Source organism: Methylobacterium sp. Leaf469 (assembly GCF_001424745.1).
Classification (GTDB): Bacteria; Pseudomonadota; Alphaproteobacteria; order Rhizobiales; family Beijerinckiaceae; genus Methylobacterium.
Map to the genome: position 1 here is coordinate 677,182 of NZ_LMRE01000001.1, position 24,803 is coordinate 701,984.

Sequence of the window (24,803 nt, forward strand, 5' to 3'; positions counted from 1 at the left end):
CTCTAGAAACTCTCGCGGAGCCAGCGTCCGACGCGCGAGAAGTAGCCGTCCGTTCCGGTGCCCGCGAAGGCGCCGTGCCCACGTGGTTCGAAGTGCTCCGCGTGGGCCACCTGCGGGTAGACCAGGAGCCCCACCGCCGCCGAGAAGGCGGGTCCCTTGGCGGCCTCGGGGAGGCCGCGGATGCCGAGCGGCCGGCCGATGCGGACCTGCCCCTCCATCACCCGGCGGGCGACTTCCGGCAGGCCGACGAGCTGGCTCGCCCCGCCCGTGAGCACCACCCGGCGCCCGGCCTGGGCCGAGAAGCCGGCGTTGCGCAGGCGGTCCCGCACGAGTTCGAGGACCTCCTCGACGCGCGGGCGGATGATCCGCACGAGCTGCGAGCGCGGCACGTGGGTGGGGGCGTCGCCCTCGTCCTCGCCGACCCCGTGGACCGCGATCATGTCGCGGTCGTCCGACGCCGTGGGAAGCGCCGAGCCGTAGAGGGTCTTCAGGCGCTCGGCGGCCGCGACCCGGGTGGAGAGGCCGCGGGCGATGTCCATGGTGACGTGGTGGCCGCCGACCGCGATGGCGTCGACATGGACGAGGTGGCCGCCGGAGAACACGCCGACGCTGGTGGTGCCGCCGCCCATGTCGACGACGCAGACGCCCATCTCGGCCTCGTCGTCGACGAGCGCCGACAGGCCCGCGGCGTAGGGGGTGGCGATGACCGCCTCGACGCCGAGGTGGCAATGCTCCACCGCCAGCATGAGGTTGCGGGCGGCGGCGGCCTCGCCGGTGACCACGTGGAGATCGACGCCCAGCGCGTCGCCCATCATGCCCGACGGGTCGATGACCGCGCCCTGGCCGTCGATGGCGTAGCCCGTGGGCAGGGCGTGGAGCACGGCCCGGCCGGGGCTGACGCCGTGGGCGGAGGCCGTCTCCAGCACGCGCTCCACGTCCGTCCCCGTGACGGTGCCCGTGCGGGTGTTGACCCGGGCCTCGAAATGCTGGGAGCCGATGCGGCCGCCCGACATGTTGACGATGACGGACTGCACCTCGACCTTGGCCATGCGCTCGGCGGCGTGGACCGCCTGGCGGATGGCGCCCTCGGCGGCTTCGAGATCGACGATGGCGCCGCCCTTCAGCCCCTGCGAGCGCTGGTGGCCGATGCCGATGATGCGGGCGAAGTGGGTGCGACCGCGCAGGGTCGAGAGCGCCTCGGCCGGCTGAAGCTCGGCGATGAGGCAGACGATCTTGCTCGTCCCGATGTCGAGCACCGAGAGGGTGGTGCTCCGCCGGGCGGAGAGCGGCTTGAGCCGCGGGGTGAGGCCGTGCTGGTGGTGCATGGTGCTACCGGGCCGGGAACGCGGGGACAGTCGGCGTGGACGCGGGATGCGCCGGACGGATCGTGCGGCTCATGTCGCGGGTCACGTGGCGGCTCCCTTGGCCTTGGGCTTCTTCTGGGATTCCGCGCGGGCGGCGGCGGCTTCCTCGGTGAGCCGCACCACCACCCGGTCGGGCATGCGCAGGTCCACCGCGATGATGTCCTTCTCGAGGATGCGGTTGTCGCGCTCGAGGCGCACGAGGCGGGCGAGCGCGTCCGCCGCCCCGGTCTCGGGCAGGCGGATGTCGACGCCGTCGAGCTTGAGCGTCCAGCGCCGGCCGGAGACGTAGGTTCCGGCCTTAACCCGCTCGGCGAGGGTGCCGGCGGCCTCGATGAGGGCGAGGTAATCCTTGAGGCGCTCGTTGGCGCCCTCCCCCACCACGAGGGGGAGCGCGGCGTAGCGGTCGTCCCGCATCTCGTCGATCACCTTGCCGTCGGCGGCGATGACCGAGATGATTCCGTTGCGCTGCCACAGGGCGGCGGGCTCGCGCTCGACCTGGGTGATGACGATCTCGTTCGGGTACACCTTGCGCACGGAGGCGCTGGCGATGAGGGGCACCTGCATCAGCCGGTCGCGGACCTCGTTGACGTCGAGGAACACCACCGACGAGTGGCCGTCGATGCCGGCGGCCTGGAGCACTTCGCGCTCATAGAGGCGAGCGATCCCCGCGATGGTGACGCGCTCGACGCCGAAGCCGGCCAGGCGCGCGAGAATGTCGAAGGGGCGGCCGTTCTCGAGGACGAAGCGCTCGTAGCGGCCGCTGGCGACGAAGCCCGTCAGCGCCAGGGCGGCGAAGGACACGGACATGGCCAGGGTGCCGAGGTGGCGCGGGATGCGCCGCTCGATGGGCAGGGCGAGGCGCGAGCGGCGGCCCGGACCCAGGCGCCGCAGGCGTGCGGTCACGGCGTCGCGCAGGGCGCGGGCCGGGGCGAAGCCTGCGCCGCCGGAATGACCCGACCCGCTCAGCGGCCCAACGTTGCGTCCTCCACCATCCATTGGACGAGCTCACCGAAACTATGACCAGCGTGGGCTGCGATCTCCGGCACAAGGCTCGTCTTCGTCATGCCGGGTTGCGTGTTGACCTCCAGGACGACGAGGGCACCGGTTCCACCCGGTGTGTCGTCGAAGCGGAGGTCCGCACGGCTGATGCCCCGGCACCCGAGTGCTTGATGCGCCGTTAACGACAACTCTTGGACACGCTGGTAAAGATTTGGTTTAATTTCTGCCGGGAGGACGTGGATCGACCCCCCTTCGGCGTACTTCGCATCGTAGTCGTACCAGTCCCCCGAGGCGGTCTTGATCTCGATCACTCCGAGGGCCTTGTCGCCCATCACCGCGCAGGTCAGCTCGCGTCCGGCGACGTAGGTTTCGATAAGGATATCATCGCCGTAGCCCCAATCCGCCCGGCCGACGTCCCGGGGCGGCGGGGCGCTCGCGTCGCGCACGATGACGACGCCCATGGACGAGCCCTCGGCCACCGGCTTGAGCACGTAGGGCGGCGTCAGCAGGTGTGACTTCGCGGCCGCATGACGGTTAACGACGCGGCCCTCGGGGACGCTCACACCGGCCGCCCGCATGATCGTTTTGGCACGTTCCTTGTGCATGGCGAGCGCCGAGGCGAGCACGCCCGAGTGGGTGTAGGGAATGCGCAGCAGCTCCAGCAGGCCCTGGATCGTGCCGTCCTCGCCCGCCGGCCCGTGCAGGGCGTTGAAGGCGACGTCGGGCTTGAGGTCGGTGAGCACCGTGGCGATGTCCGGTCCGACATCGACGCGGGTCACCCGGTAGCCGCGGCCCTCCAGGGCCTCGGCGCAGGCGTTGCCGGAATTGAGCGAGACCGGGCGCTCGGAGGACCACCCGCCCATGAGGACGGCGACGTGCTGGGACATGGGAGGCTCCGGAAGGCGGATGCGGACAGGACAAGGGATCAGACGGGACCAATCCGACTGCGGACGGCGTCAAAGACCGCCTCGGCGGCATGGACCGGCAAGGCGCCGATCCGGCGCAGGATGCGCGACGGCTCGATGCAGGCAATCTTGGACGGGCGCACCATCGAAGCGGTTTCGAGACCGGCAGCTTCGAGGTCCGAAATCGGAAGGTCTCCCGCCCTGTTCGCATGGCGTGCGCTGGTGATCATGGCGATCCAAACGAAGCCGGCCTCGGCCACGGCGGGACCGGAGACAACGACGGCCGGGCGGCGCTTTTCCGCGAGACGATCGGAGTATGGAAAAGGCACGACAATGACGGTGCCGGCGACGAGCGCCTGACGGTCAGAGGTTGGCATAGTCTTCGTCGTCGATGGGGCTCGCCCATTCCGTGAAGGTCACGAACGGGTTCTCAACCTCCGGCTGCGCCTTCTCGATCCGGATCCCATCGGCCGTCAGCACATAGCGAAGGCGGTCTCCGGGCGCGATCCCGAGCTTGGCGCGAACCTCGGCGGGCAGGACCGTCTGGCTTTTCACGGAAACCTTGGAATAGGCGGTTCGAACGGCGTGGGCCATGGCTGTACTCCAGAAGCGTCCTTACGACTTACCGACTTACAGCGGAGGCGTCGAGGCCGATGCGCTTGATCTCCCAATGTAGGTCGACGCCGCTGGTCTCGCGCACGCGCCGGCGCACCTCCTCGCCGAGGCCCTCGATGTCGGCCGCCGTGGCGCCATCGCGGTTGATCAGGAAGTTGCAGTGCATGGGCGAGACCTCGGCACCGCCGACCCGCAGGCCCCGGCAGCCGGCGGCGTCGACGAGCTGCCAGGCCTTGCCGCCGGGCGGGTTCTTGAAGGTCGAGCCGCCGGTGCGCTCGCGGATGGGCTGGGCGGCCTCGCGCGCCGCCGTGACCCGATCCATCTCGGCCTCGATGCTTTCGCGATCACCCGGACGGCCCCGGAACACGGCATGGGTGAAGATCACGTCGTCGGGGGCCCCGCTGTGGCGGTAGGCGAACCCCATCTCGGCGTGGCCGAACGTCCGCCGGTCGCCCTTCCGGTCGACGCCCTCGGCAACGATCAGCACGTCCGTGGTCTCGCCGCCATGGGCCCCGGCATTCATGCGGAGCGCCCCGCCGATGGAGCCGGGGATGCCGCGGAAGAACGCGAGCCCGTCGAGGCCGGCTTCCGCCGCCGCCTTGGCGAGGCGCATGTCGGGCACGGCGGTACCGACGCGCAGGTGATCGCCGTCGATCGCGACCGACCCGAAGGCCTTGCCGCCGAGGCGCACCACCACGCCCGGCACGCCGCCGTCGCGCACGATGAGGTTCGAGCCGAGGCCGATCACCGTGACGGGGATCTCCGGGTCGAGGCCGGCCAGCAGGGCGGCGAGATCCTCCGCATCGGCCGGGGTGAACAGCACCTGCGCCGGCCCGCCGACCCGGAACCAGGTCAGGTCGGACAGGGGCTGGTTGGCGATGAGGCGCCCGCGCAGGGCGGGCGCGGCCGCGCGGATGGCGGGGGTGAGATCGGGGAAGGCGGTCATGGGTGCTGGTGCCTTTCGGCATAATCAATTAGAAATTGCAGAGCCGATGGGCGGGTGGGGGCATGGACAGGGCGATCGTTTTCACCCGCCCGGCGGCCTGTGCCCTGAGCCGGATGCCGGCGACGACGGAGGCCCTGATCCGCGCCAAACTGCGCCAACTCGCCGAAGATCCGGACGCCCTGGTCAACAACATCAAGGCCCTGAAAGGTCAGGACGGCTGTCGCCGCCGCGTCGGCGATTGGCGGGTGATTTTCACGAACGAGCCCGATCGGGTCATTGTGCATGATGTCGGACCGCGTGGGTCGATCTACGATTAGGACCAGCGACATGACCACCGTCCGCACGAGAACGCCGGCCGGCGAAGCGATCGTCATTCTTCCCGAAGCCGAGTTCGAACGCCTCGTCGCCCTGGCCGAGGACGCGTCGGATACACGCGACCTCGCCGCTTCGCGGACGCGGCTCGATACAGGCGCCGACGAGCTGTTGAGCGAGGCCGACCTCGATGCCCTGCGCGCGGCGCCGACGCCCCTCGTTTTCTGGCGCGAGCGCCGCGGCATGGCTGCGGCGGCGCTGGCCGAACGGGCCGGCATCACGGAGCCTGATCTCGCGGCGATGGAGCAAGGCGCATACGCGGGCGACACCACGGACTACCGATCTCTCGCCGCAGTGCTCGGCGTCGATCCGGACGATCTTCTGCCGGACGCCAAGGCCGCGTGAGCGTCTGTCACCCCGCCACCCCCCCGAGCGCCGCCAGCTCGCCCGGCAGGGCGTAGGCCCACTGGGTGATGTTGCCCGCGCCCAGGCACACGACGTAGTCGCCCGCCTTCGCCCGCCCGGCGACGATGCCGGCGAGATCCTCGGAGCGGTCCAGGGCGATGGCATCGCGGTGGCCGCGCGATTTGAGGCCCGCGACGAGGCCGTCGCGGTCCATGCCTTCGATGGGGGGCTCCCCGGCGGCGTAGACGGGGGCGACGATCACCGTGTCGGCGTCGTTGAAGCAGGTGCAGAAATCGTCGAACAGGGAGGCCAGCCGGGTGTAGCGGTGGGGCTGGACGATGGCCACCACGTTGCCGTCCGTGGAGGCGCGGGCGGCCTTGAGCACCGCCTTGATCTCCACGGGATGGTGTCCGTAATCGTCGAAGATCAGGGCTCCGTTCCACTCGCCGGTCTTGGTGAAGCGGCGCTTGACCCCGCCGAAGCCGGCGAGCGCCTTGCGGATCGCCTCCGGCTCGACGCCGAGCTCGTGCGCGACGGCGAGCGCCGCCGTGGCGTTGAGGGCGTTGTGCTTGCCCGGCATCGGCAGGACGAGGTCCTCCATCTCGATGCGGAAGCCCGGCCGCCGGTCGCGGATCATCACCCGAAACTTGCTCTGGCCGCCACGCAGGTCGATGTCGATGAGGCGCACATCGGCCTGCGGGTTCTCCCCGTAGGTGATGATACGCCGGTCCTCGATGTGCCCGACGAGGTCCTGCACCACCGGGTGGTCGATGCACATCACGGCGAAGCCATAGAACGGGATGTTGTCGATGAAGCGCCGGAACGCGTCCTTGACCGCGTCGAACGAGCCGAAATGGTCGAGGTGCTCAGGGTCGATGTTGGTGACGATGGCGACATCGGCCGGCAGCTTGAGGAAGGTGCCGTCGGATTCGTCGGCCTCCACCACCATCCACTCGCCCTCGCCCATGCGGGCGTTGGTGCCGTAGGCGTTGATGATGCCGCCGTTGATGACCGTGGGGTCCATGTTGCCGGCGTCGAGCAGGGTCGCGACCAGGGACGTCGTGGTGGTCTTGCCGTGGGTGCCCGCGATGGCGACGCACGACTTGAAGCGCATGAGCTCGGCCAGCATCTCGGCCCGGCGCACCACCGGCAGGCGGCGCTCGCGGGCGGCGACGAGTTCGGGGTTGTCGCGCTGGATCGCCGTGGAGACGACCACGAGGGCGGCGTCCTCAACGTTCGAGGCGCTGTGGCCGACGAAGGTGCGGATGCCTTTCTCGGCCAAACGTCGGACGTTGGCGTTGTCCGAGGCGTCGGAGCCCTGGACGGTGTAGCCGAGGTTCATCATCACCTCGGCGATGCCGGACATGCCGATGCCGCCGATGCCGATGAAGTGGATGGGGCCGAGCTTGTCGGGCAGCTTCATGGGATGAACCAGTCCAGGCCGGGCGCACCCGAGGCGGCGCCCATGGAGGGGAAGATCAGGTGCGGGCGGCCGTGGCGACGACGATGTCGGCGAGGCGTTCGGCGGCGTCGTGGATGCCCGCGCTTTTGGCCGCTGCCGCCGCCGCGGTCAATTTCCCGCCCTCCGTGAAGCGGTCCACGAGTTCGGCCGCGAGGCGATCGGGCGTGAACTGGCTCTGGGGAATCGCCAGGGCCGCGCCGATGGAGGCCAGGGTCGCGGCGTTGGCGGCCTGATCCTGATCCAGCGCCCCGGGGAGCGGCACCAGGATCGACGGCCGGCCGATGGCGGCGAGTTCCGAGACCGTGGAGGCGCCGGACCGCCCGACGACGAGGTGGGCGGCGGCCATGCGGGACGGCAGGTCCTTGAAGAAGGGCGCCGCCTCGAAACCGCCGAGGCCGAGGCCGAGATAGAGGTTCTGCACCGCCGTGAGATCCTCGGCCCGCACCTGCTGGACGAGGTGGAGGCGGGCGCGCAGGTCCGCCGGCAGGCTCGCGATGGCTTTGGGCACCACCTCGCCCATCACCCGCGCGCCCTGGCTGCCGCCGAAGACGAGGAGGTGGAGGGGGTCGCCTGGCCCGACGGAGGGATAGGGCGTGGCCGCGGCCGCGATCACCGCCGGGCGCAGGGGATTGCCCGTGTGGGTGCGGGGCGCCAGCGCCTTGAGGGGCACGCCGCGGACCTCCCGGAAGCCCGTGGCGATGGCCTGCGCGCCGCGGGCCAAGAAGGCGTTGGCCCGGCCCATGACGGCGTTCTGCTCGTGCAGAACTGTCGGCACCCGCAGGATCTGCCCGGCGAGCATGGGCGGCACCGTGGGGTAGCCGCCGAAGCCCACAATGGCGGCGGGATCGAGGCGCTTGATCTGCCGCGCGGCGACGCCGAAGCCGCGCCCCAGGGTGAGGAGGGCGAGGCCGCGCTTCACCGGGGACCGGCCCGAAGGCGTGGCCGACGCGATGGTGACGATCTCGGAGGCTGGAAACCCCGTGGCGATGGAATCGACCCGCGCGTCGGTGGCGAGCACCACCCGCATCCCGCGCGCGCGCAGGACGTGGGCGAGGCTCTCGGCCGGAAACAGGTGGCCGCCCGTGCCGCCGGCACACAGGAGGATGGTAGCGGTGGCGACGGTCAACGCATCACTCCGGCGACGGTCGCCGGGGCGGTCCCCGGCGGCTTCTGGCTCAGGGTGGTGGTGCGCGGGCGCTTGCGGGTCAAGGCGACGAGGAAGCCCATGCCGAGGGCCAGGGACAGCATCGACGAGCCGCCGTAGGAGACGAACGGCAGGGTCATGCCCTTGGCGGGCATCAGCTGGACGTTCACCGCCATGTTGATGCAGGCCTGGAGCCCGAACAGGGTGACCAGACCCGTGATCGCCAGGCGCGAAAAGGTGTCGTCCGTGCGCCGGGCGAGTTTCAGGCCGCGCATGACCAGGTAGGCGAACAGCGACACGAGGCCGAGGCAGACGAGGACGCCGAACTCCTCGCCGATCACCGAGAACAGGAAGTCGGTGTGCGCGTCGGGCAGGTGGCGCTTGGCCAGGCCCTCGCCCGGTCCGACGCCGAGCCAGCCGCCGGCGTTGAACGATTCGTGCGCCCAGAAGCCCTGGAAGTTGTCGCCGGACTCGGTGTTCATGAACCGGTCGATGCGCTCGCGCACGTGGTACAGGAAGCGGTAGGCGACGCCGACGCCGAGCAGTCCGGCGATGCCGAGGCCCGCGACCCAGAACCAGTGCAGGCCGGCCACGAAGAACAGCGCGCACCACACGATGGTGATGAGCATGGTCTGGCCGAAATCCGGCTGGAGCACGAGGGGCACGATGGTGATGGGCAGGAGCAGGATCGCCAGCAGGCCGCCCGGCATGTCGCGGCGCTGGGCGCCCTCCGAGAAGGCCCAGGCGGCCACCACCACGAAGGCGGGCTTGACGAATTCCGACGGCTGCAGGCCGAAGGGGCCGAACTGGATCCAGCGATGCGCGCCCTTGATCTCCGGCCCGAACTTGCCGGCGAGCACGCACAGGACCACGCCCATGAGCCACGTCGCCAGGGCCACGCGCCGGATGTGGCGCAGGGACAGGAACGACACGGCCACGATGATCAGCAGGGTCGGCGCGAGGTAGAGCGCCTGCCGGTTGAGGAAGTGGAAGGTCGGCAGGCCGATCTTCTCGGCCACCGGCGGACCGCCGCCCATGAGGAAGACGAGGCCGGCCACCATGAGGGCGCCGAGGCCCGCCAGCAGGCCGCGATCGACGGTCCACCACCAATCGGTGAGAGGCGTGCGTTCCGCGCGGGACATCATGGTGAGCGCTCTCCGTGAGGCCTGGGCGCTCGAAGGAGCAGCCGCCGGCCGCCGGCAGCATCGGGAGCCGGCACGGCGCGATCCTGTGCCGGAATGGTAAACCAATCCTTTGCGGTCAGGCCCCATCCTCGGGATGGCGCATCATCCGTGTCGCCACCCAGCCCACCGCGATGGCGACGGTGACGCCCCAACCGACCTCGAGGAGGCGTGAGCCGAACATCTGCTGGGCGGTGCCGACATGGGGCACGAGCAGGATGATGGTGGCGGTGATGCCGGCGAGGCGTCCGGCACTCGCGACGTTGAGGAGCCAGCACGCGGTGAGCGAGAGGATGACGGCGACCGCGTAGGCGACGAGGTCCTGACCCACGGTACTGAGCACGCCAAGACCGATGAGGCCGCCCGTGGCTGCGCCCAGGAACTGGTCGCGGGCCATGGTGCGGGTGGCACGGAACTCCGTCTGCACGACCGCGATGGCCGTGATGGCGCTCCAGAATCCCTCGCGGAGGTTCAGCGCCTGGGTCGGCATGTAGGCGATGAGGGCGGCGGACGCCGACATCAGCCCGTGCGCGGCCCCGCCGACGAGGCGCCGGCGCAAGGGCATACGCTTGCGCAGGCGACCGATCTGCTGGCGCAGCCAGCCGATGCGGACCTCGTCCCGCGTCGCCTCGCCCGGCAGGACCGGGGGCTCGCGCAGCTCCTGCTCCACGGGACTCACTCCACGGAACTCACTCGATGGGACTCAGGCCGCCGCCTTCGTCGCGGAAGCGAGGCCGGGGGCGACCTGCGCGGCGATCTGACCGGAGGCGAGATTTTTCGATTTCGCCTCGATCTCGAAATCCGCCCAGGCGAGGTGCCGGCCGACGAGGGCGTTGACGGCGCGGTTCCACATCATGTCCGAATGGGCCGCGAGGTCGCGGCGGGAATGGCCGGCGGCCGAGAGCGCGACGAAATCGGGTGCGGCCTCGGGGTCGGTGCCCGCCAGGAGATTCTCCCGCGAGACGCTGATATGCGCGATGGGGCGCACGCCGCGCCACGAATCGCGCACCCGCGCGATGCGCGGATCTTCGGGCTCGATGTAGGCGCCGCCACTCTCGACCCAGTGGTGATGGAGGTCGAGCACCACCGGCACAGCTTCGGCGAGTTGCAGCACCGTGTCGAGGCCGAAGGCGTTCTCGTCGTTCTCGACGGTGATGAGGTCGCGCGCCGTTTGCGAGAGCAGGGGCAGGCTCGCGCGAAACCCCTCGACGCCGGGGTCGCGGGCGCCGACATGGATGTTGATGTGCGCCCCATGCGGGTGCCACCCGGAGCCGTATCCCATCAGCGCCATCACCTCGGCGTGATACTCGAACTCGGCGATGCCGTTCGCCTGCGCGGACGGGTTGCGCGAGGCGATGACGCAGAACTGACCGGGATGGAAGCTGAGGCGCACGCCGGCCGCCCGGGCGAGATCGCCGATGCGGGCGAGCCCCGGCTCGATCAGGGCGCGCAGGCCCGGCTCGGCGTAGATGTCGCTCGCCACCGGGTGCGTGTAGCCGGGGAGCACGTTGCTCGCCATGCGCAGCAGCCGCTCGAGGGGCGGACGCGCGGCGACCCAGGCGATCTGCCGCTCCAGGGCGCCGAGGTTGTGGCGGGCCAGATCCTCCAGCTTCGCTCGGCGGTCCGCAGGCGCGAGGCGCGTGAGGTTGGCCATGGTGACGTGGCTGAGGTTCATCTCCAGGGCCGCCTCGCGGGCGGCCTTCAGGGTCTTGAAGCTCTCCGGCGGGGCTTCGAGGATGAACTTGCAGCAGAAGCCGAGGCGCGGTTCGCCGTCGGTCAGGGGTGCGGGAAGGTTCGGGGTCTGGGTCATCGTCTGAGTCATCCTGGCCCCAACGCCGCTGGGCCGGTTTGGTCCCGCCCGACCCGACGCGTGCGGGCCACAGCCCCGATGAAAAACGTCGCGCCCGGCCTCCGCTCCCCGGACAGGCATTGACGGGGCGGCGGGCCTCGCCTTTACCCGCTTCCATGCAGGCAGATCGGCTAAGGGGAGCGAGCCGCCGCGCGATCATCGCCGTGATCGCGCTCTACGCCCTGTGCCTGCAGGCCATCCTGGGGACCGCCGTGCCCCTGTCGCCCCCCGGGGTGGACCCCGCCCTGTGCCTGCACGAGGCGGGCGAGGCCGGGCCGGACGCGCCCGCTCCCCTCCACGTGCACGTGTCCTGCTGTACGGCGGCCCAGGCCGTGGCGAGCCTCGACCTGCCGTCCCTCATGCCCACCGGCGTCGTCTGGCCAAGCCGGCGCCGCGTCGCCGTGGCGTGGCGCCCGCACGCGGCCGCGCAGCCCCGGGCGCCCCCCGAACGAGACGCACAACCGCGGGCACCGCCCGTCGCCTGAGGGCGCCCTTCGTCCGCCGCCGAGCTTCGGTGCGGCCAGCGCCCCGATCCCCGACCGACCGTCCGCCAGACCGGACGGGTTCGATGGATCGGCCGTGCCCGCGAGGCGCGGCCCCGAGCGCTCGCGACCGTCCAGGACGACCATGCCCTCCTCCCTCACCGGCGCCGCCGCGCCGTTCGCCGCGCCCATTCGCCTCTCCCGCGAGGCGGTCTACCGCGCCGTGTGGCGCTGGCACTTCTATGCCGGGCTGATCTGCCTGCCGTTCCTGATCCTGCTCTCGACCACGGGGGCGCTCTACCTGTTCAAGGACGAGATCAACGTCGCCCTGTTCACCCGGCGCTTCGTCGTCCCGGCCTCGGACGGAGCGTCGCTGGGCCCGGACCGCCTCGTCTATGTGGCGAGCCAGGCGGTGCCGGACGCCACCCCCCTCACCTACCTCGACCCGGCCGGCCCGACATCCCCGGCGGTGGTCACCCTGGTGAAGGACGGGGCCAGGACCCTGGTCTCCCTCGACCCGCGCAACGGCGACATCGTCGGCCACGTCGCGGCGGATGGCGACGTGATGGCGGTGATCCGGCGCCTGCACAGCCTGTCGTATTTCGGGCCGGTGGCCAACGGGATCGTCGAGGTGGTGGCGGGCTTCCTCGTCGTGCTCGTGATCACCGGCACCTACCTGTGGTGGCCGCGCGGCCAGTCCGGCGGGGTCGTCGGCGTCCGGGGTACGCCGCGCCGCCGGGTGTGGTGGCGCGATCTCCACGCGGTGACGGGCTTTGTGGCCGGAGGCGGCCTGCTGTTCCTGGCGCTCACCGGCCTGCCCTGGTCCATCGTCTGGGGCCAGCAGCTGCGGGCGCTGTCCAACGCCGCCGGCCTCGGCCAGCCGAGCGCCCTCTGGGCGCGGGTGCCGGTGTCGACGGTCCCCATGGGCGACGCCCTCACCACCGCCGGCTGGGCCCTTGAGGACGCGCCCGTGCCCCTGTCGCGGCCGGCCCCCGGCCAGTCCATCGGCCTCGACCGGGCGGCGGCGATCCTCGTGGAGCGCGGCATGCCGGCGGGCTACGAACTCGCCCTGCCGGTGGGCGAGACCGGCGTCTACGCCGCCGCCGCCTACCCGCGCGACGTCACCCGCCAGCGCATGATCTCCCTCGACCAGTACACCGGCCAGGCCCTCGTCGACGTGCGCTTTTCCGAGATCGGCATCGTCGGCCGGGCGATCCAGTGGGGCATCGGCCTGCACAAGGGCGAGACCTTCGGCCGGCTCAACCAGCTCCTCATGCTCGCTGTCTGCCTCGCCGGCCTCCTCCTGAGCGTCACCGCCGGGGTGATGTGGTGGAAGCGCCGACCCTCGGGGAGTCTCGGCATCCCGCCCTGGCCGCGTGCGCCCCGCGTCGTCGCCGGGGTCACGCTCCTGGTTCTCGGCCTCGGCGCCCTGTTCCCGCTCACGGGCGCGGCGATCCTGGCGATGATCCTCCTCGATTGCGGCGGCCGTGCCCTCGCCGGGCGGATCGCGGCCTGAAGCCGACCCTTACCGGGCGCGTCGCCCGTGTCTTCCCGCGCCCTCCGGAACCGCCTCGGAACCGCCCTTCTCGTCCTGGCCCTCTGGCTGCAGGCCCTGGCGCCGGGGGCGGCCCTGCGCCTGCCCCCGCCCGATCCCCTGGCCCACGCGATCATCTGCGGCCATGGCATCGAAGCCGCCGTCGCGGCGGAGGACGGGATGCCGGGCCCCTGTGCGGCCTGCCCGTTCTGCACCGGCATCGCCCTCGCGCCCCTCGTCCCGACCGGCCCACGGGTGGCCCGCACCGCCCGGTGGCACGCGGTCGCCTGGGCGACACCGCCCCCGATCCCCTCCCTCCGCCGGCCCCGGCCCGCCGGCCAGCCCCGGGCCCCGCCCCTCCCGTCCTGATCCCGTCGCCCCTCCCCCTTCGACCGATCGGACGCGTTTTCCCATGTTGCTGTTCTCTCCCGCACGACGGCGCCTCGCCGCCCTCCTCCTCCCCGCCGCGGGCCTGCCCGCCGCCTGCCTGCCCGCCGCATCCGTTCCCGCCGCCGCGCAGGCGCAGGTCGCGCCCAGCGTCACCCTCGACGAGGTCTCCGTCGTCGGCGACGGCACCGGGCGGCCGACCGGACGCACCGGATTCGGCGTCGCCGCCCTGCCGGGTTCGGCCGCGAGCGTCATCGAGAATCCCGTCGGCCAGATCGTCACCGCCGTCGGGCGGGACAGCACCATCGCCAACCGACCGGCGACGAACATCGGCTCGGTGCTGCTCGACAGCCCCGGCGTCACCGTGCGCCAGGGCAACGGCGCCCGCGACGTGATCATCTCCGTACGCGGCAACAACGCCCGCTCCACCGGGGTCACCCGCAACATGGTCGTCCTCGAGGACGGTTTCGTGCTGACCCAGCCGGACGGTTTCTCGCGGTTCGATCTCGTCGACCCGCGCGCCTATTCCCGCATCGACGTGTTCCGGGGTCCGCAATCGGCGCTGTTCGGCAATTACGCCACGGGCGGAGCGCTGGCGTTCCGCACCCGCACGGGACGGGAGATCTCGGACGGGAAGATCTTGGGCTACGAGGTCGGCGTCGATGCCGGCAGCTTCGGATATCTCAGCCACTACTTCACCGTCGGCGGCGTCAGCGGCCCGGTGGAGATCAGCCTGTTCGCCAGCGACGTCCGCGCCAACGGCTACCAAGACCATTCGTCCTACGACACGCAGACCGTCAACCTGCTGGCGAGCTACACCCCGACGCCCGACAACCGCTTCACCCTGAAGGTGATCAACAACGAGCTCCACGCCGACATCGCCGCGCGCGCCTCCCTGAACCAGTACCGGATCAACCCGTACCAGCGCGGCTGCGCCTCGGCCGCCACTGCGGCTTCGGGCTGCACCACATACAGCTTCTTCCGCAACGGCGCCTTCGGCGCCACCTCCCCCGTGACGGCGACGGAGGTCGGGCTGGAGCGCAAGGACCGGCGCACCATCGTGGCCGCGCGCTGGGAGCACGACATCGACGCCCAGACCACGTGGCGGACCCAGGTCGGCTTCGACGAACGCAACATCAACCAAGCGTTCTTCACGAGCTCCGGGCGCGGCAGCGTGCCGTCCTACAACGCGATGAGCGACATCACCCACCGCTCGGAGCTGTTCGGTCTGCCGGCGGTGAGCTACGCGGCGCTCTCCTTCAGCGCCCTCGATTCCCACGCCACCACCTTCAACCTGACACCGTTCGCGGGGCCGACGCTCGGCGCCCTCATCGGCGATCAGTTCGCCGTCCAGTCGAACCTCGGCGGCCGGGCGCGGACGGAGGTCGCCCTGTCGGACACCTGGACCGGCGTGGTCGGGATCAGCGCCGAGAACACCTGGATCACCGGGCGCAACCTCGCCTACGCCTACTCGGCGGCCGGGCGGACCACGAGTCCGGCCCTGGCCGACCGCAGCTTCCTCAACGTCGCGCCGGAGCTCGCCCTGGTCTACCGGCCGAGCGCCGAATGGGCGTTCCGCGGCCGGGCCGCCACGGGCTACACCGCCCCGGCCGCCGGCAGCCTGTTCGTGACGCCGGCCGGAGTGCCGGGCAACAACACCCAGCTGCAGACCCAGCAGAACCTCGGCTTCGATCTCGGCGCCGACTGGACCCCGTGGGAGGGCCTGCGCTTCAGCCTCACCGGCTTCTATGAGTTCTTCCGCAACGAACTGGTCTCGCAATCGCCCGGCGCCGGGCTTCTGGCCTACACCTTCAACGCCCCGGCCTCCGAGCACCGCGGCATCGAGGTCGCGGCGGACTGGGCCTTCAGCCCGGGCTGGCGCGCCACCCTCGCCTACACCTTCGACGATCAGTTCTACACCCGCTACGTCGAGCAGCTGAGCGGGGGAAGCTTCACCGCGCGGTTCGACCGGGCCGGCAAGCTCATCCCGGGCGTGCCCGCCCACCAGCTCCTCGCCCGCCTCGGCTACGAGCAGGTCGGCGGCCCCCTCTCGGGACTCGGCGGCTTCGTCGAGGTGGTGGCGCAGGACGATTTCTTCGTCGACAACGCCAACCTGCTCAAAGCCCCGGGCTACGCCCTCGTCAACGCCAACGTCCACTACGTTACCGACCTGACCGGCGGCTACGCCCGGCGTCTCAACCTCTACGTCGAGGCACGCAACCTTCTGGACCGCACCTACGCGTCGTCGGTCCAGAACCTCGCGAACAGCCTGAACGCCGGGACCGGCGGTCTCAACGGTGCCGGTGTCCTCGCGGGCATCACCGGTTCGGTCTATGCCGGCGCGCCGCGCACGGTGGTGGCGGGCATGAAGCTGTCGTTCTGAGACGCCGAGGGCGTACGCCGGCGTCGCCCGCCTGCGCGAACGGGCTTTTTCGCGCCCATTCGGCAGGGTGGCGTAGGGTCGGGTGTCCGGGGAGGCCGGTCGCCGGGCCGGGACGTCCGGAATCCTCGGTCCCCGTGTTCCGATCCGCGCGGGCGCCCCGGCCCTATTTCAACTGACGCCGGCAGAACGGGATCGGACGGCGCCCCCGGCGCGTTCGGTTCCAGACTTCGTATCGGTTCCAGATTGGTCGCCCCCTTGTCCGTGCGGGCTTCGGATTGGCCGGGCGATCGATCGCGAGAATGCAGGGGACCAGCGCATGAGCGACGAGACCGCCCGCGAGATCGGGTCACGTCGGCCCGTCTCGCATGGGACAGGACTTGAGACAGGGCTCGGGGAAGGGCTTGGCTCAGGGCTTGGCTCAGGGCTTGGACCGAGCCGCCGCAGGGTCATGGAGGGGGCCGCTGCCCTCGCGGCCTTCGGGGTCGCCGGGTTCGGCACCGTCCGGCCGGGTCTCGCCGCCCTCGCGCCGGCCCCCGGCGACCCGGCCCCGCAGACTCTGCCGGTGCGCCTGACCATCAACGGCGAGGCGCGCGACCTCGTCCTCGACACCCGCACCACCCTCCTCGACGCCCTGCGCGAGCACCTCGATCTCACCGGGACCAAGAAAGGCTGCGATCACGGCCAGTGCGGGGCCTGTACGGTGCTGGTCGACGGACGCCGCATCAATGCCTGCCTGACCCTGGCCGCCATGCACGAAGGCGACGCCATCGAGACCATCGAGGGGTTGGCCAAGGGCGACACCCTGCACCCGCTCCAGGCGGCCTTCCTCGATCATGACGGCTACCAGTGCGGCTACTGTACGCCGGGACAGATCTGCTCGGCCAAGGGCATGCTGACCGAAGTCAAGGCCGGATGGCCGAGCCACGCCAGCGCCGACCTCCTGGCCGCCCCGCAACTCACCGAGGCCGAGATTCGCGAGCGCATGAGCGGCAATCTGTGCCGGTGCAGCGCCTACCCGAACATCGTCGCGGCCATCGTCGACGCCGGGGGCCGCAGCGGCTGAGTTAACGGAGTGTTTCACGGGAAACACCGTCCCGTCCCATCCCCTTGCTGTCCCTTCGGGATTCGGACGGACGGGTATCTTGTCCACAGGACCCCACCAGAACGGGTACCGCGCCGATGAAAGCCTTCACGTACGCCCGACCGAAGACCGTGGCGGAAGCGGCCGAGATGGCGGCCGCGCAACCGAACACCCGCTTCATCGCCGGCGGCACCAACCTGCTCGATCTGATGAAGCTGCAGGTCGAGACACCGGCTCACCTCGTCGACGTGAACCGGCTCGGCATCGCGGAGGTCACGGAGACCGGTGACGGCGGCGTGCGCGTCGGCGCCCTGGTGCGCAATGCCGATCTCGCCGCCCATCCCCGCATCCGCAGGGATTACGCGGTGCTGTCGCGGGCGCTGCTGGCCGGTGCCTCCGGGCAGTTGCGCAACAAGGCGACCACCGCCGGCAATCTGCTCCAGCGGACCCGGTGCCCGTACTTCTACGACACCGCGCAGGCCTGCAACAAACGGGCTCCCGGTTCCGGCTGCGCCGCCATCGGCGGCTTCACCCGCATCCATGCCGTGCTCGGCGCGAGCGAGGCCTGCATCGCCACCAACCCGTCCGACATGGCGGTGGCGATGCGGGCCCTCGACGCAACTGTCGAGACCGTCGACGCAAAGGGCACGGAGCGGACGATCCCGCTCGCCGACTTCCATCGCCTGCCCGGCGACACGCCCGAGATCGAGACCGCGTTGCGGCCGGGCGAGCTCGTAACCGCCGTGACCCTCGGCAAGCCCGTCGCCGGCACGCATCTCTACCGCAAGGTCCGCGACCGGGCCTCCTACGCCTTCGCGGTGATCTCCGTGGCGGCGGTGATCGACAAGAGCGCCGATGGCCGGATCCGCGCCGCCCGCCTCGCCTTCGGCGGCCTCGCTCACAAGCCCTGGCGGGTCCCGGCGGCCGAGGCGGCCCTCGTCGCCTCCAACGGCGATCCGGACGCGGCCGCCGATGCGGTCCTGGCGGGGGCCAAGGGCCAGGGCGGCAACGACTTCAAGATCCCGCTCACCCGCCGGACCCTGCGCGCCGTCGTGGCCGAGGCGCTCAGGGCTTAAGACCCTTCGAGCCTCCCGCGACGCCCAATCCCAGAAGAGTCAGGAATCGTCCGATGGACATGAACCAGCCGATCGGCCACACGCCCCTCGACGACAGGCCCGACGGCCTGCTGGGCAAGCCCATCGACCGGATCGAGGGTCGTCTGAAGGTGACGGGCGCGGCGCCCTACGCCTACGAGACGCGCGAATTGAAGAACCCGGCCTACGGCGCCCTCGTGGAGGCCGGCATCGCCAAGGGTCGGATCCGCCGGCTCGACGTGCGGGCGGCCGAGGCCATGCCGGGCGTGCTCCACGTGATGACCCACGAGAACGTGCCGCCCCAGGGCGAGAAGAAGGAGCAGGTCGCTCCGGTCCTGGCCGGACCCGAGATCCGGCATCATGGCCAACCCATCGCTTTCGTGGTGGCCGAGACCTTCGAGCAGGCGCGCGCCGCCGCCGCTACGATCAGGGCCGAGTACGCGCGGGAGACCGGCGCCTACAGCCTGCGGGCCGGCATGGCGGGTGCCGTGGTCCCGAAGCAGCTGCAGAGTCCGCCGGATTCGACGCTGGGCGATTTCGAGGGCGCCTTTGCGGGAGCGCCCGTGCAAGTCGACGTCGAATACACCACACCGGTCCAGACCCACGCGATGATGGAGCCGCATGCCACCATCGCGTCGTGGGAGGGCGACCACGTCACCCTGTTCACGTCGAACCAGATGCTGAACCGCGGCCAGGCCTCCCTCGCATCGGTGTTCGGCCTGCCGCCGGAGAACGTGCGACTGGTGAGCCGCTACATCGGCGGCGGTTTCGGCGGCAAGCTCCAGCCCCAAGCCGACGCGATCTTCGCCGCCCTCGGCTCGAAGGCGGTGGGCCGGCCGGTGAAGGTGGCCCTCACGCGCCAGCAGGAATTCCACGTCACCACCCGGCGCTCGGACACGATCCAGCGCCTGCGCCTCGGCGCCGGACCGGACGGCCGGCTCGTTGCCATCGGGCACGAATCCTGGTCGGACACCACGCCGGGTGACGGGTTCTACGAGACCTCGGCCAATGCCACGCGCTCCCTCTACGCCGCGTCGAACCGGATGACGAAGCATCGGCTCGCCACCCTCAACCTGCCGCTCGCCTCGGCCATGCGGGCGCCGGGCGAGGCGGTGGGCATGCTGGCGCTGGAATGCGCCATGGACGAACTCGCCGAGCGCCTTCGCATCGATCCCATCGAGCTGCGCATCCGCAACGAGCCGACCCAGGACCCGGAGAAGGGGGTGCCGTTCTCCACCCGCCAACTCGTGCCGTGCCTGCGCGAAGGCGCCGCGCGCTTCGGATGGGACAAGCGTCGCGCGGCCGGCACGACGCGGGAGGGGCAGTGGCTCGTCGGCCTGGGCGTGTCGGCGGCCGCCCGCCTCAACCCGCTCAGGCCCTCGTCGGCCGCCATCCGCCTCGAAAGCGACGGCTCCGTCACGGTCCGCATGGCGATGACCGATATCGGCACCGGCACCTACACGATCCTGGCACAGATCGCCGGCGATATGCTCGGCCTGCCGGTGGAGCGGGTTCACGTCGAACTCGGCGACACGCGCCTTCCGAAAGCCGCCGGTTCCGGCGGCTCGTTCGGCGCCGGCAGCGCCGGGTCGGCCCTCTACGTCGCCTGCGAGGCTCTGCGGGCGAAGATCGTCGCGGCGGCCGAACTCGGCCCGGAGGAAGCGCGCTTCGCGGACGGGCGCGTCGTCTCCGGAAACCGTTCGGAGAGCCTGGCCGACATCGCCGGCCGCGCCGGGGACATCGAGGCCACGGGGGAGATCAAGCCCGGCGCCATGACCGAGGCGTTCTCGCAATATTCCTACGGCGCGCATTTCGCCGAAGTCGGCGTCGATGCCGATACGGGCGAGGTGCGCCTGCGCCGGATGCTCGGCGTGTTCACCGGGGGGCGCATCCTCAACCGGAAAACCGCGCGCTCGCAGGCCATCGGCGGGATGGTGTTCGGCGTCGGCGCCGCCCTGATGGAGGAGGTGGTGATCGACCCGCGCACGGGCCACTTCGTCAACCACGATCTCGCCGAGTATCACGTGCCGGCCCATGCGGACATTCCCGCCATCGACGCGGTGTTTCTCTCCGAACTCGACGACAAGGCCAACCCGCTGAAGAGCAAGGGGCTGGGCGAACTCGGCATCTGCGGCGCCGGGGCGGCCCTCGCCAACGCCGTCTACAATGCCACCGGCGTCCGTATTCGCGACTACCCTCTCACCCTCGACAAGGTGTTGCGCGGTCTCGAGGCCCGCGATCGGCCCCCGGTACGGCCGACCTGACACGTTCGGACCGACGATTTCATGATGATCGGCGTAAGATCCGGACCGAATGCGGAGCGCGACGACGTCGTGATCCAGGTCGTCTCCCTCCGTTTGAAGCGGGCGGGCCGCGCTTCGCGCAGACAACCTTGTGCGATGCTGCCCGGCAAGCGCGGAATGCAAGGGGTTCGAAAGGAGCAGGGGGGCAGGTAGAGCGTGCGCACCGGATCGCGGTGCGAGCCCGAAGCCCCGTCGCCCCATGGTCCCCTCGCCTTACCTTCCCAGCCGGGCCCTCACGCCGCAGACGCTGGTCAGCCGGTTCCGGCATGCCCGCGCGGGTGCCACGGCGGTGGAGTTCGCCATCCTGGCGTTTCCGTTCCTCGCCCTGATCACCGGCATCATCGACATGTCGATGATGTTCTGGGCGAGCCAGACCCTCGACGACGCCCTCGCGGACGCGACGCGCACGATCCAGACGGGACAGTTCCAGAGTGCTAATTCCGGCGTCACCGACCCGGCGACGATCTTGGAGAACCTGCGCCAGAAGCTGTGCCAGGTGAACGGGGCCGAGCGCCTGACCCTGTTCCGGTGCACGGACGTGAAGCTGGAGGTGCGGGTCTACGCATCCATGACCGCGGGTACGAGCACCAATCCCGTCGATCCGTCGACCCGGGACTGGTCGACGGGGTTCGGCACGGCCTACGCGAACGCCCAGGCGAGCACCATCGTGGTGGTGCAGGCGGCCGTGAAGTACCCGAGCTTCACACTGATGTTCCCCATCACCCAGAGTTTCGCGGACGGCTCGCGCCTGCTGCACTCCGTCCAGGTCTTTCGCACGGAACCGTTCTAGGCCCGAGGATGCTGCGCACCCCCCTGCCCCCGAGCCGCGTTTCCGGCGCGTCTCTTCCCGCCACCGACCGGCCGGCCCCGGGCGCCTTCGGCCGCTTCCGGCGGGCCCGGGACGGCGTGGCGGCCGTCGAGTTCGCCCTCATCGCCCCGGTGCTGCTGCTGGTTTATGTCGGCAGCGCCGAGCTGGCCCGCGGCACCATGGCCCAGCGGCGCACCACCCTGCTGACCCGGACCGTTGCCGACCTCACGTCCCTCGGCGACACGACCTCACCCATGACGCGCACGACCATGGACAGCATCCTGGCGGCCTCGAAGCTCGTCTACAGTCCCTTCGACGCGACGAAGGCCGTCATCCGGGTCGCGGCCATCGGCATCTACATGCAGGGCACGACGCGGACGGTGCGGATCTGCTCGAGCGACGCATCCCCGGCCACCGCCAAATGGCCCGTCGGCCTCGCCCCCGCGAGCCTGACCATCCCGGCGAGCTACAACCGCCACGGCATGCGCCTCGTGGTCGCCCAGGTCACGACGCCCTACACACCGGTTCTGGGCGCCGCGTACGTCAGCTTCACCCGGGCGAGCACCGCCGAGTTCCCCCTGGAGGACACGGTCGTCTGGCCGACCCGCCAGGGCAAGGCGGTCACCGGCGGCGCCGACGACGAGGTCGTCCTGCCCGCCGGCGTCGCCTGTCCGGTGACCGCGAACTGAGAGGCGCGGTCCGCCCGCCGGGTCAGCGCACGATGCGCAGTTTGCCGATGCTCTTGGCGATGTCGTCGAAGGCCGCGATCAGGGCGGTGGACGAGTTGGCGACGTAGGCCTGGGCCGGAACCGTCGCGCAGTCCCGCAGCAGATTGATGCCCGCCTGGTCGATGGGATCGTTCGGCACGCTGAAGCCGATGGTGAACACGGCGATGTTGCGCGCCTTGGCGTTGGTGCAGGCCTCGCGCGTGAGGGCATCGAGGGCGGCCCGGGCCTGAGCCAACGTCGTTGGCGTCCCCGTCCCGGACGTGAGACGGCTCGGCAGCCCTGGGCTTCCCGACACCTTGGTTCCGTTGGCGTTGATCATGTAGCTGAACGGACTGAAGATGGAGTTATGCATGTTTGTGAGATCGAACGCGGAATTCGGGTACCATGAGTTCTCGCCGTCGGTCATGAGAACGATGACCTTCCGAACGCTCGTGTCGCTGTAGGCCGTCGCCTGACCGAAGACGCTGGTTGGGGAGATCGTCCGCCAAGCCCACATGAACCCTTCGAAGATGTTCGTACTGCCGCTGGCGATCAGACTGTCGATGAGGGTCTTGAGCTTCCCCGTCTCGTTGGTCAGGGTTTGAAGCGGCTTGCTCGTGCAACCGTTGTTCGGGCCATTGGGCAGTTGCAGCACGTTCTTCGAGGTGGGGGCGGACCATACCGGCTTGTAGTATTTGCAGACACGCATCTCCGCCTCGGTCAGAGTCATCGCTTTGAAGGCGCAACTCGGCTCGTTCGTATTATCGTCGAGATAGCTATTGATGTAAGTTTGCGCTTGCAGCGGAAGCCCCGTGTAGCTGTTCTTCGTGTCGGGACTCTTGGAAAGGACACTGAGGGTCACCTTGCCCGTCGTGTCACCGCCGGGTTCGTCCGGGGCGAACATCGGCACGAAATAACTGTTGGGGTCGTCCAAGGTGGGGGCCGAATCCTGGACGTTGAGGGGGTAGGGCAACGTCTCGAGGCAGCCAGCCCAACCCCAGCTGGAATCGAGTTTCCTGAGCTGATCGAAGATATCGAACCGGCTCCTGATCGCCGTCTTGACGGTGCTGCTGGCCGCGGAAAAGTCGACGTTGGTCCAGTGATAGGCCGACTTCGCGGCTCCATCGATCCAGGGCGTCGTCGACCCGTAGGTCTTGGGGTCCACCGCCACCCCTCCGGCGAAGGGAACGATGGAGATCCGGGTCTGCGGGCTGAAGGCCGGCTTGGTGTAGACGTAGTCGATGAACTTCTTGGCGGCGTCCTGAGCCGCCGACATCTTGGTGCCCGAGCCGCCCGCCACGTCCATCGAGCCCGTCGTATCGAGGGCGATGGCGATCTCGAAGGTCTGCGCCATGGGAGTCGCGCATTGCGACGCCGCACCGACATCGATGGTGTTGATGCGCAGGAGGCTGGCGAAGGCGGTCCGGTAGGTGGCGCTGGCCTTGACCAGGATCGTGCGCGGATTGGCGCCGATGGCCAGCGGCGTCTCCAACGTCGCCCCCGGCATGTAGGACGCGATGAGCTTCGTCGCCTGATCCTCGAGGGCGGCGCTGGTCGTGGCCGTGCCGGTCTGGCACAGGCTCAGGGCGGTCCCGTCGACGGCGTTCTGCAACCGGGCGCGCATGGACGAGGCGCGCCCGTAGTCGATGCCGGTTCCGGCCAGGAACATCAGCGGGAGAAAGCTGAGTCCGAAGATGACCGCGATATTGCCGCGCCTGGCGCCGAGAAATCGACGTGTAAGAGACATCGCTCGAGTCCTGATCGATCTCCGGACACATCCATCAGGTTTCGATTAATACCTCGTGTACGATTTCGAACAGGCGCTACACTACCATTGATCGGATCGAAATCACGATACAACTCCGCGACCAGACCTAGAGCTGCGCCCGACCACGTTGGGTCGGGACACATCTCGAGCGCGGCCTTTGTCATGCCGCGCTCTTTTCGCCGAACCGGCATCCACTTCGGCGGAGAGCGCTTTGGCACCGCAGCGGTCGCGTGTGGTGGTCGGTCCGATCCGCAGGGGCCGCGCGCATCCGTGCATGATGCCGTATGACCGCGCGCGGGGCACGCATCGCCCCGGGCGGGAGGCCGGCACCATGCGCAAGAACGATCCCTGTATCGCCGTCTGCCGCTTCGACGGTCGGACCGGCTGGTGCGTGGGATGCGGTCGGACGATCCCGGAGATCCGCGCCTGGATGAAGCTGACGCCGTTCCGGCGCACGGCGCTTCTGCGCGAATTGCCCGCCCGGGTCCGGAAGGTTCAGGATGCCCCCCAGACGGATTGAACGGGTCGCCGCTCCCTCGAATGTAACCCCGATCAAGATTTCGGGGCCGCCGTGCTCCGTCGCAGACAGGCGCGGCGCGATCCCGTAAGCCTGTCTCAAGGGCCGCGCCGCAGGAACGTGGGACGACGGCTCAGCGGAGGACACCCCCATGATGATGCGCCGCGCACTCCTCGGCCTCGCCGCCTTCCTGCCCCTGGCCGTCCTGGCGATGCCCGCGCAGGCCGACCCCATGCCCTTCGAGGCCGGCGCCTTCGCGGCGGCTCAGAAGGCCGGTCGGCCGATCCTCGTCGAGGTCAGCGCCCCGTGGTGCCCGATCTGCAAGACGCAGAAGCCGATCCTCGCCAAGCTCGCACAGGACCCGCGCTTCAAGGACCTCGTGATCTTCGATGTCGATTTCGACAGCCGCAAGGATGTGCTGCGCCGCTTCGATGCCCGCATGCAGAGCACGCTGATCGTCTTCAAGGGCGAGACCGAGACCGGGCGCTCGGTGGGCGAGACCCAGCCCGAATGGATCGAGGGCCTGGTGGAAAAGGCACTCTAGGCGTGCCCGACAA

General features: G+C 70.2%; 25 protein-coding genes. 13 read left to right on the forward strand and 12 right to left on the reverse strand.

What is annotated here, in order from left to right; translation table 11 throughout:
• Positions 1–2: 2 nt before the first annotated feature.
• The 6 genes from ftsA to murB form a co-directional block, all read right to left on the reverse strand.
• The gene (gene ftsA / locus ASG60_RS03235) at positions 3–1,325 is read right to left on the reverse strand and encodes a cell division protein FtsA (protein WP_056306451.1); all 1,323 of its coding nucleotides are present in this window, start codon (positions 1,323–1,325) and stop codon (positions 3–5) included.
• A gap of 81 nt (positions 1,326–1,406) precedes the next feature.
• A complete protein-coding gene (locus ASG60_RS03240) occupies positions 1,407–2,360 on the reverse strand; it encodes a cell division protein FtsQ/DivIB (protein WP_056264959.1) in 954 nt (317 codons plus the stop codon).
• Positions 2,327–3,250: a D-alanine--D-alanine ligase gene (locus ASG60_RS03245; protein WP_056264956.1), complete on the reverse strand. Its 924-nt coding sequence runs from the start codon at positions 3,248–3,250 to the stop codon at positions 2,327–2,329. The genes ASG60_RS03240 and ASG60_RS03245 overlap by 34 nt, the downstream gene beginning before the upstream one ends.
• A 38-nt stretch (positions 3,251–3,288) precedes the next feature.
• Positions 3,289–3,645 (reverse strand): type II toxin-antitoxin system PemK/MazF family toxin, encoded by a 357-nt coding sequence (locus ASG60_RS03250; protein WP_056357665.1) that lies wholly within the window; start codon positions 3,643–3,645, stop codon positions 3,289–3,291.
• The gene (locus ASG60_RS03255; protein WP_056384209.1) at positions 3,632–3,862 is read right to left on the reverse strand and encodes an AbrB/MazE/SpoVT family DNA-binding domain-containing protein; all 231 of its coding nucleotides are present in this window, start codon (positions 3,860–3,862) and stop codon (positions 3,632–3,634) included. Before ASG60_RS03255 ends, ASG60_RS03250 begins: the two co-directional genes overlap by 14 nt.
• 28 nt (positions 3,863–3,890) lie before the next feature.
• Positions 3,891–4,829, reverse strand: a complete 939-nt coding sequence (gene murB, locus ASG60_RS03260) for a UDP-N-acetylmuramate dehydrogenase (protein ID WP_056384210.1) — start codon at positions 4,827–4,829, stop codon at positions 3,891–3,893.
• Between the two features lie 62 nt (positions 4,830–4,891).
• Between murB and ASG60_RS03265 the strand changes: the two genes are divergently transcribed.
• Positions 4,892–5,146: a type II toxin-antitoxin system RelE/ParE family toxin gene (locus ASG60_RS03265; RefSeq protein WP_082483690.1), complete on the forward strand. Its 255-nt coding sequence runs from the start codon at positions 4,892–4,894 to the stop codon at positions 5,144–5,146.
• A 10-nt stretch (positions 5,147–5,156) separates the two neighbouring features.
• Positions 5,157–5,546, forward strand: coding sequence for a helix-turn-helix domain-containing protein (locus ASG60_RS03270; protein WP_056384211.1), 390 nt, complete (start codon positions 5,157–5,159; stop codon positions 5,544–5,546).
• Between the two features lie 7 nt (positions 5,547–5,553).
• Here the strand turns inward: ASG60_RS03270 and murC are convergent, their stop codons facing one another.
• From murC to ASG60_RS03295, 5 genes are all read right to left on the reverse strand, one after another.
• A complete protein-coding gene (murC, locus tag ASG60_RS03275) occupies positions 5,554–6,969 on the reverse strand; it encodes a UDP-N-acetylmuramate--L-alanine ligase (protein WP_056264947.1) in 1,416 nt (471 codons plus the stop codon).
• A gap of 55 nt (positions 6,970–7,024) precedes the next feature.
• Entirely contained in the window at positions 7,025–8,134 is a 1,110-nt protein-coding gene (locus ASG60_RS03280) for a UDP-N-acetylglucosamine--N-acetylmuramyl-(pentapeptide) pyrophosphoryl-undecaprenol N-acetylglucosamine transferase (RefSeq protein WP_056384212.1), read from the reverse strand.
• Entirely contained in the window at positions 8,131–9,297 is a 1,167-nt protein-coding gene (locus tag ASG60_RS03285) for a putative peptidoglycan glycosyltransferase FtsW (protein ID WP_056165829.1), read from the reverse strand. The genes ASG60_RS03280 and ASG60_RS03285 overlap by 4 nt, the downstream gene beginning before the upstream one ends.
• 115 nt (positions 9,298–9,412) lie before the next feature.
• Positions 9,413–10,003, reverse strand: coding sequence for an FUSC family protein (locus tag ASG60_RS03290; protein WP_244473097.1), 591 nt, complete (start codon positions 10,001–10,003; stop codon positions 9,413–9,415).
• Between the two features lie 33 nt (positions 10,004–10,036).
• Complete coding sequence (locus ASG60_RS03295; protein ID WP_056384213.1) at positions 10,037–11,143, reverse strand: UV damage endonuclease UvsE; 1,107 nt, start codon at positions 11,141–11,143, stop codon at positions 10,037–10,039.
• Positions 11,144–11,298: 155 nt separating this feature from the next.
• Between ASG60_RS03295 and ASG60_RS03300 the strand changes: the two genes are divergently transcribed.
• The 9 genes from ASG60_RS03300 to ASG60_RS03340 all read left to right on the forward strand — a co-directional run bounded on the left by ASG60_RS03300 (position 11,299) and on the right by ASG60_RS03340 (position 21,943).
• Positions 11,299–11,667 (forward strand): hypothetical protein, encoded by a 369-nt coding sequence (locus ASG60_RS03300; RefSeq protein WP_056384214.1) that lies wholly within the window; start codon positions 11,299–11,301, stop codon positions 11,665–11,667.
• Between the two features lie 142 nt (positions 11,668–11,809).
• A complete protein-coding gene (locus tag ASG60_RS03305) occupies positions 11,810–13,180 on the forward strand; it encodes a PepSY domain-containing protein (protein WP_056384215.1) in 1,371 nt (456 codons plus the stop codon).
• Positions 13,181–13,207: 27 nt separating this feature from the next.
• Positions 13,208–13,567 carry a hypothetical protein gene (locus ASG60_RS03310; protein ID WP_056384216.1) on the forward strand — a complete coding sequence of 120 codons (360 nt, stop codon included), beginning with the start codon at positions 13,208–13,210 and terminating at the stop codon, positions 13,565–13,567.
• A gap of 43 nt (positions 13,568–13,610) precedes the next feature.
• Positions 13,611–15,968: a TonB-dependent receptor gene (locus ASG60_RS03315; protein ID WP_082531588.1), complete on the forward strand. Its 2,358-nt coding sequence runs from the start codon at positions 13,611–13,613 to the stop codon at positions 15,966–15,968.
• A 448-nt stretch (positions 15,969–16,416) separates the two neighbouring features.
• Positions 16,417–17,031 (forward strand): 2Fe-2S iron-sulfur cluster-binding protein, encoded by a 615-nt coding sequence (locus ASG60_RS03320; protein WP_056384217.1) that lies wholly within the window; start codon positions 16,417–16,419, stop codon positions 17,029–17,031.
• 116 nt (positions 17,032–17,147) lie between these two features.
• Complete coding sequence (locus ASG60_RS03325; protein ID WP_056384218.1) at positions 17,148–18,125, forward strand: xanthine dehydrogenase family protein subunit M; 978 nt, start codon at positions 17,148–17,150, stop codon at positions 18,123–18,125.
• Between the two features lie 53 nt (positions 18,126–18,178).
• The gene (locus tag ASG60_RS03330; protein ID WP_056384219.1) at positions 18,179–20,407 is read left to right on the forward strand and encodes a xanthine dehydrogenase family protein molybdopterin-binding subunit; all 2,229 of its coding nucleotides are present in this window, start codon (positions 18,179–18,181) and stop codon (positions 20,405–20,407) included.
• Between the two features lie 238 nt (positions 20,408–20,645).
• On the forward strand, positions 20,646–21,236 hold the full coding sequence (locus tag ASG60_RS03335; RefSeq protein WP_082478771.1) for a TadE/TadG family type IV pilus assembly protein: 591 nt from the start codon (positions 20,646–20,648) through the stop codon (positions 21,234–21,236).
• A gap of 8 nt (positions 21,237–21,244) precedes the next feature.
• Positions 21,245–21,943, forward strand: coding sequence for a TadE/TadG family type IV pilus assembly protein (locus tag ASG60_RS03340; RefSeq protein WP_056357697.1), 699 nt, complete (start codon positions 21,245–21,247; stop codon positions 21,941–21,943).
• 22 nt (positions 21,944–21,965) lie between these two features.
• Here ASG60_RS03340 and ASG60_RS03345 read toward each other — a convergent pair whose 3' ends face one another.
• Entirely contained in the window at positions 21,966–23,708 is a 1,743-nt protein-coding gene (locus ASG60_RS03345) for a pilus assembly protein (RefSeq protein WP_056384220.1), read from the reverse strand.
• Positions 23,709–24,060: 352 nt separating this feature from the next.
• Between ASG60_RS03345 and ASG60_RS03350 the strand changes: the two genes are divergently transcribed.
• A complete protein-coding gene (locus tag ASG60_RS03350) occupies positions 24,061–24,249 on the forward strand; it encodes a DUF1289 domain-containing protein (RefSeq protein WP_056384297.1) in 189 nt (62 codons plus the stop codon).
• A 148-nt stretch (positions 24,250–24,397) separates the two neighbouring features.
• On the forward strand, positions 24,398–24,790 hold the full coding sequence (locus ASG60_RS03355; RefSeq protein ID WP_056165796.1) for a thioredoxin family protein: 393 nt from the start codon (positions 24,398–24,400) through the stop codon (positions 24,788–24,790).
• The last annotated feature ends 13 nt before the right edge of the window (positions 24,791–24,803 follow it).